Source organism: Exilibacterium tricleocarpae (assembly GCF_007004655.1).
Lineage (GTDB): Bacteria > Pseudomonadota > Gammaproteobacteria > Pseudomonadales > Cellvibrionaceae > Exilibacterium > Exilibacterium tricleocarpae.
This window is the reverse complement of sequence record NZ_ML660110.1, coordinates 1-12,921: the sequence shown is the minus strand read 5'-3', so window position 1 is coordinate 12,921 and position 12,921 is coordinate 1. Positions and strand designations below refer to the sequence as shown.

Annotated in this window: 10 protein-coding genes; all 10 read left to right on the top strand. The window is 41.0% G+C overall.

The annotated features are described in order from the left end of the window. Positions 1 to 10 precede the first annotated feature (10 nt). The 10 genes from FKG94_RS25170 to FKG94_RS25120 all read left to right on the top strand — a co-directional run bounded on the left by FKG94_RS25170 (position 11) and on the right by FKG94_RS25120 (position 12,791). A complete protein-coding gene (locus tag FKG94_RS25170; protein ID WP_142929722.1) occupies positions 11 to 3,070 on the top strand; it encodes an efflux RND transporter permease subunit in 3,060 nt (1,019 codons plus the stop codon). Between the two features lie 408 nt (positions 3,071 to 3,478). Beyond that, positions 3,479 to 4,033: an efflux RND transporter periplasmic adaptor subunit gene (locus tag FKG94_RS25160; protein ID WP_142929720.1), complete on the top strand. Its 555-nt coding sequence runs from the start codon at positions 3,479 to 3,481 to the stop codon at positions 4,031 to 4,033. Between the two features lie 3 nt (positions 4,034 to 4,036). After that, a complete protein-coding gene (ribA, locus tag FKG94_RS25155; RefSeq protein WP_179957813.1) occupies positions 4,037 to 4,645 on the top strand; it encodes a GTP cyclohydrolase II RibA in 609 nt (202 codons plus the stop codon). Positions 4,646 to 4,653: 8 nt separating this feature from the next. Further along, positions 4,654 to 6,336: a WD40 repeat domain-containing protein gene (locus FKG94_RS25150; RefSeq protein WP_142929719.1), complete on the top strand. Its 1,683-nt coding sequence runs from the start codon at positions 4,654 to 4,656 to the stop codon at positions 6,334 to 6,336. A gap of 12 nt (positions 6,337 to 6,348) precedes the next feature. Further along, complete coding sequence (locus FKG94_RS25145) at positions 6,349 to 7,368, top strand: formylglycine-generating enzyme family protein (protein ID WP_142929718.1); 1,020 nt, start codon at positions 6,349 to 6,351, stop codon at positions 7,366 to 7,368. Between the two features lie 14 nt (positions 7,369 to 7,382). Next, on the top strand, positions 7,383 to 8,588 hold the full coding sequence (locus tag FKG94_RS25140; RefSeq protein WP_142929717.1) for an MFS transporter: 1,206 nt from the start codon (positions 7,383 to 7,385) through the stop codon (positions 8,586 to 8,588). Then, entirely contained in the window at positions 8,578 to 8,994 is a 417-nt protein-coding gene (locus FKG94_RS25135; RefSeq protein ID WP_142929716.1) for a VOC family protein, read from the top strand. The genes FKG94_RS25140 and FKG94_RS25135 overlap by 11 nt, the downstream gene beginning before the upstream one ends. Positions 8,995 to 9,038: 44 nt before the next feature. Beyond that, positions 9,039 to 9,815: a creatininase family protein gene (locus FKG94_RS25130; protein WP_142929715.1), complete on the top strand. Its 777-nt coding sequence runs from the start codon at positions 9,039 to 9,041 to the stop codon at positions 9,813 to 9,815. Between the two features lie 2 nt (positions 9,816 to 9,817). After that, positions 9,818 to 11,248 carry a nucleotidyltransferase domain-containing protein gene (locus tag FKG94_RS25125; RefSeq protein WP_142929714.1) on the top strand — a complete coding sequence of 477 codons (1,431 nt, stop codon included), beginning with the start codon at positions 9,818 to 9,820 and terminating at the stop codon, positions 11,246 to 11,248. A 118-nt stretch (positions 11,249 to 11,366) separates the two neighbouring features. Beyond that, positions 11,367 to 12,791: a tetratricopeptide repeat protein gene (locus FKG94_RS25120; protein WP_142929713.1), complete on the top strand. Its 1,425-nt coding sequence runs from the start codon at positions 11,367 to 11,369 to the stop codon at positions 12,789 to 12,791. Positions 12,792 to 12,921 lie beyond the last annotated feature (130 nt).

Here is a 12,921-nt window from a genome sequence, read left to right as displayed (position 1 = left end):
TAAATCGCCAATGAAGTCACGATATACTATAAGAGCTATTACCTATCTACTTGCCTTTGGCGCTTTAATGGCGAGCTTTTACATGCTGTTTTCGTTACCCATACAGCTTATTCCAAATATCAAAACTGCAACGATTACCGTAGAAAGTTACTGGCCAAACTCATCAAGTCAAGAAATGGCAGATGAAGTACTGTTTCGTATATCTGAGAAACTTACCCTGCTAAAAGGAATACAGGAAATCACTTCATTTGCCAGTCCAGGATACGGATATACAGAACTAAAATTCGCTAGTCAGGAGACAGCTAATCAAGCTCGCCAGGAAGTGAATGCACTGTTAAGTGGTATCTCAGACTTTCCCGATGGTGTGAAATCTCCTTACATCAGCGAAGGTAATGAAGCAGAATCCACAGGCTGGGTATTCTTCCGGGGAAAAAGAGATCTCACCTCTGCATCAGAGGCCTACGATTATGTGGAAAAACATATTGTGCCAAAAGTAAGGCAAATCAATGGGATCAAAAATGCATATGTACTCAATCGCGAGAGTCTAAATAAGATAATAACGATACAAATCGATTTCGACAAAATGCTGGCTTATGGTATAGAGCTGGATTCCGTCCTACATAGACTCAGGGCCTATGGTCCCAGAGCTCTGGGTGAAACCGTCGTCAATGAAAAACGCTATTCACTTCGATTGCAAAATGATGGAACTATAAGAAATTTAATGGCATTACAGTTTTTTGGTAGTGGAGGACTTATCAACATGTCCGACTTTGCCAAAGTTGCAAGCGTTTTGCCAGATAAGACCAGCATGGCTTACTATAACGGCCGCGACATTGTTCCTATTGTCTTTTTTATCGAAGATAATGCGGATATCTATGGCGTCTACCAGCATCTCAATTCACTGGAAAAGGAATTTAATGAAGGAATTCTGATTAACACAGACTATGAGCTGGGAAACTTTTTAAGCCCTATCGAAATCATTGATCAAACAAGATTTCAACTCATAAAGAGCATGATAATTGGCTTTGTAATCACCGTCATCTTTATGTTGCTTTTTTATAAAAGTAAAATACACGCTCTGAACACTATCATCTTCATCCCATTTACGTTCTTTCTTATACTCATAGTGTATTCAGTTTTAGGTATTCCGCTCAATATAATCTCCGTTACAGGTATGGCTATAGCTACAGGCGTGATACTCGATCCAGCTATAATCGTTAACGAACACTTGTTATCAAAGAGAAAACACAAGGTTAACCGAGGGCTAATTTTATGTATTATCCTGGCTGCAGCCACTTCGGTGTTGGTACTTCTCCCCTTTCTGATATCCAGTAAAACGGAGTCAAAAGTTTTTACTGATTTAGGAATGTCCTTTATCATAGCAATCATCTCCAGTTCACTACTACCTATTCTCTTACTTCCCCTGATTAAGAAAGATACTCGTCATTCCCTTGTACATGGAAGTTTTGCGAAAAAAGCAACTGAAGTCGCTGTTTTCGTCAAGTCCTACTTTATGAGCCGCCCGCTTTTTGGGTTAATCAGCTTACCGCTGATTATCGTGGGAGTGGCCCTGTTGTTTCCCGCCATAGAGTATTTGCCCTACCTGGGAAACAACACGGCCACAGTCTATTTAAAATTTCCGCAAAATGTTCCACCCGAGGAAGTCGAAAGTTACTATGCGAAAGGAGTGAGTAAAAATCTATCGAGTTTTAAAAGAAACTCAGCGCTACCATCTGACAATCAGGTATTTCTAAGAACCTGGACCGGTGGTGGTTACGCTATATTTCGCAGCGCTGAAACAGATCAAGTCGAGTCGTACATTGATGACCTTGCTGATACTGCTAAACAAGACATAAGAGAACTGCGCTCAAAAGCAATAAAAACCAATATCCTCGCCAGGTATGGAGGAGAGAAGTCAGTTGCTGTAAATCTTATTGGAGAGGATTTCAAGTCCTTAAAGCCCTTTGTTCATTATCTTCAGAAAAAAGTATCAGAGAAATACCCTAATCTCTACCTTAGGGTATATCCGGACATAGACAGTGTGTATGAAATATTCAATGTATCTTTTCACTCTTACGAATTGGACAAGAGAAAAGTAGCTGAAAGCCAGGTGCTAGATCTACTAAAGGGGAATTGCCAGGGTGTTTTTGTTGACCAGTTTTTCGTTCAACAGAAACATAGGAATGTCTATATCAGACCGCAGAGGTGTTTATCGATAGACGACATATTGCGAGCACCTGTAAAAAGCATAGATGATCGGACTTACTTTATCAGAGATTTCTTAAAGGTAGAAAAAGTCAGCATACCGAGAAACATCATGTATAAAAATGGCGCCAAAGCTTTCCGTTTGACTTTGTACTTAGGTGCCAACGACTCATCAAGCGAGGTCATTGATTACCTTAAAGAAACCATAAGTGAAAAGTCAAAAACACTTGACGGTAGCGTATCCTACGAACTGTCCGAAGAGAGCAAAAAGGTAGATTTGCTACTGTCCAACTGGGCTGCATCCTATATTACTATACTGCTGATTAATATCCTGTTGGTCACTGTTATATGCCGCTCCATGATAGCCGGCATCATCATGGTTATCGGGTATATACCGGCTTTCTTCGGCGCCGTGCTTGCCATTAATTTCGTAAATTTATTTTTACCTGTATCGGTAGATATAATCACATGCCTTGGCGGCGTGCTAATGATCGGCATCGTATCGAACGGCTACGTAATTTTGGCATATGGATTTGTGGAAAATTTAAAAACTCACACAAGCTGGACAGTGGAAAGATGTATGAATGAATCTGTTAAACAACGCATTCGTCCTATATTGCTAACAACTATATCAACTATTGCTGCGTTAATTCCTATGGTCATTAACTTTGATGAGACGGCAATTCTATACCGAGGCTTGGCAGTGGTACTTATCGGTGGAATATTTTTCGGTTCGATATTCTCACTTCTCTTTTTGCCATCTGTCGTGGCTTTTATCTACAAAAAGACTTTAAATTATGCGAAAACTAATTATGTATTTCAGCTTGCCGGTTTTGGCAGCTTCAATAGAGATATCATCAGCTGATGTTGAACCCGTTGAAGATCATCAGTTGCATAGATATATAGTGGACTCAAAGTCTATTCGATACTCCGGCCTGATCCAGCCAAGATATCGAACAGTCATAAAAGCCAGCAGTGAATCAGTTGTCAACCGCGTTTTTGAGGTAGGAAGAAATTTTAAGAAGCATGACAGACTTATCGAAACAGATGTTTCTTACATCAGGAATAAATTATCTCACTTATTGCTGAATAAAGACGTGCTGACTAGAAAGGAGGAGATTTTAAAAAAAAAGTCGAAAGGCTGGAAAAGCTGGTCAGCAGTAATGCCTCAAGTCAGGAGGATTTAGACAGCTCCATAATCTCGCTTTTGCAGCTTAAACAAGAGGTCATAAAAAATAGTGATGAAATCCAGGCATACCGGTGGAAGTTGTCTTTGAGTACATATGCCGTGGAGTTTGACGGTATCGTCTCTAGAAGATTTGTGTCTGTAGGAACAAAGGTTAAGAGTGATGATCCACTCATTGAAGTAATAAGTACCACAGAAAAGCAGATTGTATTCGATATTGTAAGAGATGAAATTAATTTTCTACCTTCGGAATTGACCGCCGTAGTCCAAGGCAGAACAACGCGGATAGAGACAGATCGAGTTAAGATTTTTCCGGTAAAAAACAATGATGTGGTTGCCCTACAGGGCATTGTGATTCTTGACAATAGTCGATTTTTCGTTGGTGAAGTGGCTGAGGTTACTTTGCAATATGGCTTTAAAGAACCGATGTATGAGCTACCTAAATCCTTGGTTCATAAACTAAAGGGCTATTATCAAATCCATTTGGTGGATGAATTATCTATGGTTAGATCGCATCAAGTGGACATCATCCAGGAAAGTGCCCTATTTGCACTGGTTAAATTCCGCGAGCATCCACCAGGTAAACTTGCGGTTATTAGTCATACCAATATTGGGAATACTGTCAATATTGTAAAGGAGTGAATTATGAGTTTAATACCGAAAGCAACAATAAGAAATTCTGTGGGTATTTATCTAGCTGAAATTGACAGTGAAGCAACCTTCTATACATTTGACGGCCTGATTGATCAAAAAGAGCATTTGCTAATTTCATTTGAGGGTGATCGTGAAAAGTCACCTTTGGTGCGAGTCCACTCCGAGTGCTTAACCGGCGATGTTTTTCAATCAAAAAAGTGCGATTGCGGCCCCCAGCTTAAAGAGTCTATGAAAATCCTGTCAGAAAAAGGTGGGCTACTGCTTTATTTAAGGCAGGAAGGGAGAGGAATAGGACTCTATAACAAGCTTGATACCTATAAACTGCAAGAGTGCGGTTACGACACTTTTGAGTCTAATAACTTGTTAGGTTTTAAAGACGACTTGAGAGAGTATAAAGTAGTGATTCAGATGCTGCGTGCGATTGATATTGACGCGATCAAACTGATAACTAACAACCCGGACAAAGTCGAGCAAATTGAGGTAAACGGCATAAAAGTTGTACAACGGCTTTCTACCGGCGCTTATATTAATGCCCATAACGAGTCTTACCTCAGGTCAAAAGTGGAAAGACAAGGTCATAAAATTGCTTATAGTTTTTAGAGGACATTATGATTACACATAGCTCACCCCAAAGCGGCATTGCGGCCCATGATAAATACGTTTTGACTGCGGGATACGACAACAAATTGATTTTATGGGACGACGAAAAGAAAGTAGCTGTTGCACAAGGAGTCCACGACCACTTGGTTAATCAATGCTCCATTAGTCCGTGCGGCAGGTACGCGTTAAGTTCAAGCAGTGATTACAGCATTCGGCTTTGGTCTGTTCCTGATTTAAAATTGCTTCGGATATTTAATTATCATTCTGATGATGTTGAAGGTGTATGTTTTCATGAATCCGAACCACTAATCGCCTCATGTTCTCGCGATACTAGTTTGGCGTTATTTGATTTCAACGGTCAATTGATACACCAACTCAAGGGGCATAAGAAGGATGTAATATCCGTTGGCTGGCTCAGCGGAAACCATAGGCTAATATCCTCTTCAGACGACGGCACTATAAAGATATGGGACTGCAACACGGGTGAAATAGTTAAAAATTTCGACCTGGATGATGTTGAAACGGATACAATCGCAATAAGCAAAGAGGGAACCATTTTCGCTGGTAATGATCTCGGTGAAATTTTACTGTTGGTAGATGAGGACGTTTCGAAAGTAAAAGCCCACAATGCCGGTATCAAACGCCTGGTTTACGATCGATACAATGGCTACCTCGTCAGCTTGAGCTATGACAGACAAGTAAAAATCTGGAAATACGATTTAGATAGCGGATTGGACTGCATTATAGACTCCACCTTACCGTCTATTGTCTGGCCTCGATCATGTGCCTTTCTAAATGACTCTACTCTAGTTTTTGTCACCTTTGGCAATACATATGCCTCTTTTAACTTAAAAACCCGGCATTGGAGCATTGAACATATTGGTGATACAGAGGGAATAAATAGTGTGGAAACGTTTAACGGTGAAATGTTTACGGTTGGCGATTCCGGTAAAGTCTTGTCCGAACACGGTAAAATATCGGAATTGGGCAGCCTTTGTAATTTTATTAGGCGAAGCGGCGACCTTTTATTAGCCGGTGGCCAAAGCGGTGAAGTGTTCAATGCGATATCCGAAGAGGTATATTATCAACATCACTCCCCGCTTAATTGCGGCCTCTTCATCGATAACCAGTCAGAAAAGTTGTTTGCTGTAGGGACGTATACAGGCGAGTGCCTATTTTTTAACTGTAACGATAGCCACGCAACATTCATAAGGTCCGCGCAACTACACTCCAATGCGATCAAAGGTATTGCCTCTCATGGCCGGTTACTGTTCAGTGTATGTGCGGACAACTCCATCGCACTATACGATTGTGAACAGGACAAGATACTGGGCTTTAAACGCCAGGCTCACGATAAAATTATCAACGGGTGCTGTGCCGATGTTTACGGAAGATTCTACTCCGTAAGTCGTGACTTAACTATAAGGAGGTGGGACAAATTAAAGCTGGAAAGGATTATTGATACTCCCAGTAAACACTCAATTAAGTGTATCGCTATCAACCCAGAGGGAAATCTAATTGCTATTGGCACCTATTTTGGTTATGTAGGCTTGTATTCAGTGGACGAAGATCAATGGGTTTACTGGCATAGGGAAGCTACGGCCGGCATTTCAAGCATCATAAATAGTGGCGGCGCTGCCTTCATTGCTTCGTCCTACAATGGGGAGTTGTACCATGTCCACCAAAACTGATTGTGGCCAAACATGTTAAATAAATCTGAATATTCCCTTACAGGTATTGTCCCTACGGAAAAGATAGAGGGCACAATTAATACGCTTTCCCATCGCGAAGCGATGGGGTTGACGGAAGACTATTGTGACTCTGAGTTAGATGATCTAAGTGAAGAGTATAGACATTACATCACGTGTGATACGGAAAGTCTGATAAGTGTTGCGGAAAGCCTTTCAGTTGTATTTAAGGAGCGATTTGTAGCAGGGACGATTTTGGCTTTAAGAGGAGACCCGAGAATCAGCGTGCTTAATCCCAAAATGCTTACGGTGGATGGGGGAACATGTGTCTTGGGCTTACCGGAAAAAGATGTCGATAAAGTCTATCGAGAATTTCGACACATAGGTGTAAATAGGGACTGGATTGAGAAAGAAAGCCCGACTTATCAAGTGACTCTGCCTACCTATCGGTTGGCAAAGTATTGTGTAACCAACCAGGAATATCGTACATTCCTGTCAGAAACGGGGGCTAATTTCATTCCGAGTAGCTGGCTCTTCGGGCGTTTTCCTAATGAAAAATCTAATCATCCTGTACATTCTGTTTCAGTTAGCGGAATTAACAATTACATTAGCTGGTTGAATAAAAAGACGCGGCGGAACTTCAGGTTGCCTACCGAAGCCGAATGGGAGCATGCAGCCGCGGGATTGGCGCGATATGAGTATCCGTGGGGGAATGGCTATCAAAAAGATCATGCCAATACGATTGAAGCGGGAATAATGCAATCTACTACCGTCGGAATTTTCCCAAAAGGAGTTGGCCCGTATGGCCATATGGACTTAGCAGGCAACGTGGAGGAATATGTGAGTGACCTGTATAAGCCCTACCCGGACGGTAAATTTATAAATGATGATTTAGTCGAAAAGGTTGGAACCTATCAAATAGCTCGAGGGGGTAGCTTTACACGCTTTAGAGACCTGTCACGAACGAGGCGACGCCATGGCGACTACGGTTCCGATATTTACGTTATGGGTTTTCGGCTGGCTGAATCCTTGTAGGGTGAGCAATATTTATGGCCACATATAGTAAAAGTAAATTTTCGAAAATAGAGTGGAGCTTTACTCTAATATGTTTCGTATGTACTTTTATTTATGTAATGATAGTACCATTTGCACCAAGGTATCTTTCTGAAATATACAATGTATCCGACGTAGAAATTACTCGTCATTTTGGACTTATTTACTTTCTGGGGACTGCTAGCACCGTCGTATTGGGAATACTCATTGACAAATATGACATCTACAAAATACTTTTAGTCTCTAGCCTAGTATTTGTTTTTTTCCCCGTCACTGTTGTTCTTGACCTAAATTATCATTTTATTTTGCTCACTATTTTTTTGGTTTTTTCAGCAAAAAATGCGATTTATCTCTCAATAGTCTACTTTATTTTCAAAAGCTATGAGCAGCATGAATCTAACTTTTTCAATAGTATTATATACGCGGTAAGCAACTTGGCCATGTTTTTTACCCCTATGCTGCATGTGTTTATAGGTAGCGACCTATTTTATGTTGTTTCCATAGTGACTATCTTGACCCTTCTTCTTTGTTTTCTAATAGTGAAAGGCTTTAGCGACCGAAGTACTTTTCCCTCCGGAAAATCCACTGCAACAACTGTTGACCAAAACGAAAGAATTCATATGGCGTTGCCAAAAGGGGTAGTAACAATAATAGGAATAGGGTTATGTTACTCTCTGATATACAATAATTTGTATGTGACAATCCCGCTCAATACGCCCGATGCAAAGATTTTTGACTTTTCTGTGTATCCAATACTGCTATCAATTAACGGCCTGCTCGTTTTCTTTTTACAATTTCTCTACATTAAGCTAAATCGAGTATACGATCAATCCACAGTTTTAGGTATAGGAGTACTGCTGCTTTTTGCGTGCTTTCCGTTTTTGTTTTATCAAAAAAGCGCAATTTACCTCATCAGTTTCATTCTGGTCTTCACAGTTGCCGAGGCGTTGATAGAACCGGCCAAAACAGCACTACTAAACAGATTTTCCACTAAACGTAGCAGGGGTTTTAATAATGCCTTATCGATAGGCACAGGATGCGTCTCGGGTCTTGGTATTTATGTGAGTGGTCTTATTATCAATAGTTATGGGTTTGATGGCGGCGTGGTTTTTTGGATGCTAATTAGCTTAATGATGTCTATATTGGCATTATTTTGCATAAATTTGGTTAACCAGGAGAGGAGAGTAAACTATGAGACTTGAACATATAAATATCACTGTCAGTGATATTGATAAGTCTTTGGAATGGGCAAAGGTTGTTTGGCCAAAATCCAAAGTTCGCCATCGCGCGACATCGGTCGGTGCAAATGGTGAATTTGAATGGGTACATTTTGGAGACAATGAGTTTTATGTTGCATTCCAGTCACCAAATAAGAAGGTTCCTTACTATAAAAACCCGCATGTTAAAGATTTCTATATGCATTTTGGATTTGAAGTCAACGATGTAAAACATATTAAAGATGCACTGGAGTCGCTAGGATACACAGCTAACTATGCTGACGATATTCAAACTAGGAAACGTTTATACTTTTTGGATCCCGACGGCCATTACTTTGAATTTGTCCAGTATTGTACTGAAAATTCAGATTTGAGAAACGAATATCAATAAGAACCTTCTGGCAGATAGCAGATAGTACTGTTTTCGGAGAGAATATGATCTATTTCTGGGAAGAGTTAACGACAATTAAAATTAGCGAATTGTCCTCAAAGAAACCGGTGGTCATACTTCCTGTCGGTGCTACTGAGCAGCATGGCCCTCATTTACCAACTGGTGTCGATCACTTTATTGTCGATGAAATAATCAGAAGAACAACCGATTTAATTGACTTTAATGTCCTTGTTTTACCTACCATAAAATATGGAAAAAGTATTGAACACGCTAATTACCCTGGGACTATATCGCTAGGCTCATCCACCCTGTGTTCAGTTTTTAGAGATATAGCAAGGTCAGTAAAAAATTCAGGATTCGACAAACTACTGGTTCTAAATGGCCATGGCGGCAACTACAATATACTGTCCAGTTTAGTCCGGGATCTTTCTATTGAGCTGAATATTACAGCAGTATTATGCGATTGGGACAGTTTGATACCGTTAGAATGCGAATGTTATGAAAGAAAAGAACGGTGCTACGGTGTTCATGGTGGTCAAATTGAGACATCATTAATGTTAAAAAGCCATGGAAAGTTAGTTGAAAAAAATCAGATAAAAAATTTCCACTCTAAAGCGGAAAAATTTGATAAAGCCAATCAGGTTTTACGTTATTTAGGTCCCACGTCTATCGGTTGGAAAATTGAAGACTTAAATAGTGAAGGAGCCGTAGGCAATGCAGTGAAATCAACCGAATCCGACGGCGAATCCATATACATGCTAGCGGTAGAAAAGCTTCATAAGCTGCTGGTAGAACTGGATACTCTTAACAAAGGATTATAGTCGTGAACGCAACCTGCACCCCAAAAAATAACAAATACACATACAGCACTATATGCGAAATCAGAGAAAATATAACAAGCCTGGAAAACCGTGTAGATGAATTAGGGTCTTGCGACAATATCGATGATTTATCATGCTTGCATTTTAAATACGATTCGGTCGCTGGCCTATGGGACAATAAAGATACGTTGTCATTACTTAACACTATTGTAGCCCTTAAACCGGACTTTCTGTCACTATGTAAACTAGCCCAGTTTCATTTGCAGGTAGACAACTACAAAGAAGCCATGAGAGCAATAGATCTGGCATTACGTTACCGGGAAAATGATTTCAGGGCCATACAGGTGAAGGTGGCTATCTTACTGTTACAGAAAAGAAAAGACGACGCTTTCGAGCTTTTATCGTCGGTTCCCAGAGGAGCCAACGAATCTTGGTTGCGCAGCATGGAGAACTATGCTTTGCATCTGGAATATTTACCACTCTACGATTGTAGTAGATTGATAAAAGAGCACGTAAATAGTATTACTTTGGAGTACGATCTTGAAGAGCCATTAAAAATCTCAAACGAATGGAATGATGTGCTTGAGAGGCATTTAGCCAAAGGCGTCGAACTACCCATATCAGACATCATCGGCACTCTTGAGTCCATCCCCTTCAATGCTATTACCGATAGGTTACTACTTGTCGGCTCTTTTGCTGAAGGGAACGCTAATGACGGCTCGGATATCGATATTTATATTCTCACTGATTTTTTTAAAGTAGATATTCATGAATACAACAAACATCTAAAACGCTCGATTAACGTAAAGTATTTTAATACCGGTTATTTGAAGAATCTACTGGTAGTAGTGGGCGTAAACGAAAAGATTCCCGAAAAGTGGCCGGGTAATACGGATTACACTGTTATGCTGGAGTACTTGCACCGATTGGCGAATTCCATACCGCTGAATGACCCACCGTTTCCTGCGGTTGATTGGCCACTAGTAACACCTAAAGATCTATACAAAAGTGGTGCTATTACTCATCTAAAGAATGTGCGAGGTTTATGGCAAGATGCTGCCGGGGCCTTTGCTAAAGGCGAGAAATCCCAGGCCGCCTTCTCCGCGGAAATGGGGCTGTGGAGTGCGATTGATGCTTTAGCTTGTTTGGAAGGATTGACGAACCCTTCGCTGAAATGGCGGCTGAAAAAAGTCAACCAACTAGACTCGCTATATCCAACATTCAATCAAGCAAAAGAGCGTTTATTAAGCAATCGAAGTTTTTTTGAAAATACTGAAGACTTATTATTACTACTCGCAGAGTCTTTGTATCAGATTACACATAAGTTGGTTTATGGCCGATACAGTCAAAGCTCGGCTTCTCACACGACTTCTGAACGCACAGAAGTCGTAGTGTCAGGTGATGTAAAAATTGATCTCTATTCGTCAATATAGATTGATGACTGTGTTAAGGCAACACTATACAACGCTTGTTCCCATTACCAGTAGAATAGGGTCGCATATTTATTCCAAGAAATTCTGTTAAAGCCAGCCACCGAAGAGGCGGATTACGATGAATACAGATATTATGGCAGACAACAACTATGCTGAATATTTGTCTGGAAAGCTCAAAACAGATATAGCAGATATACAAAGAAGTCTAAGGAAATTTGAAGGTAAGGATGAATTAGCTGCTCTGCATTATAAATCTGAGCTTTTGAAACGTTCGCGGGATAGTGAGGAGCCACTGTCGATCCTCAATACCTTGGTTGCCCTGGACCCTAACTGGCTTTCGTTATGTAAGCTCGCCAGGTTGCATATCCTTATGGGTAACTATAGGGAGGCCGTCAAAGCTTCAAGCCTCGCATTGACCTATCGAGAGAACGATAGTACGGCCGTTCAGTTGAAAGCGGCAGCCTTGGCTCTTGAAAACAAGCCGGCCGAAGCTCTGGAGGTAATATCCCTGGCGCCAGGGGGGTATAACAATAGTTTGCTAAAGGGCATCGCAGATAGCGCAGTAAATATGAAGTCTATCAAGCGAGATGTGACAAGACTAATAAGAAAGGAAATAGAGAACAATAAAATACCCCAAGAACTTGATTTAAATTCAACTTCCAATTGGAAGGCGAACTGGAGAAAAAAGGCACCGCTGATTGTTGATAAATTAGAAGTGCCTGTTCCACCTGAGTTAATTGTTGGTGCGATGGAGTGCACACCTTTTAACGCCCTTACCGACAGGGTATTACTGACGGGTTCTTTTGCAGAGGGTTGCGCTAACAACGGCTCAAATATAGATATTTACGTTCTTACGGATTCTCACAAAACTGACGTCCATAAATACAGTCAGTACCTGAGGCGGTCCATAGATATCCAGTATTTCGGTGTTGATTATATAGAAAATCTATCCACATCAGTGGATATAAATGAAGAAATTCCCGAAGACTGGACAGGCCATGAAGGCAATACTTATGTGCTAAATATCTTACACCGACTGGCAAATGCCATACCGCTAAACAACCCACCCTTTTCTATTGTGGACTGGCCACTTGTAGAACCTGAAGATTTGAATCAAGGCGGCGCCATAACTCATTTAAAAAATACTCGCAATCTATGGCAGGATGCTGCCGGAGCATTGGCAAAAGGCGATGATTCACAAGCCGCATTTGCTGCGGAAATAGGATTGTGGTTTGCGATTGATGCTTTGGGCTGTTTAGAAGGTTTAACAAACCCTTTACCAAAATGGAGACTGCGGAAAGCCGAACAACTGCAGGGTTTATATCCGGGTTTTGATCAAGCAAAAGAGTGTATGCTGAGCAACCGAAAACCCTTTCAAGATGCCGAACACATCGTAGTAAAACTGGCGGACTCTCTGTATCAGATCACCCATAAGTTGGTATACGGCCGGTACTGTGACAAGCCTCCTCCTCAGGCAACGTTTGAGAGAGTAGAGGTTGTATCCTCAGGTGAAATCAAGATTGATATTCGCGCACCTATATAATTGGGTGCATATTCCGGCCGAAGTCGAACAGCTATTCCGGCGCATCGTGAACACCCAATCCGATCCAACGTGAACACGCATTCCGGCCCATGGTGAACACTTTGCCGATTTTTCCGGAATCGGTGTTCAT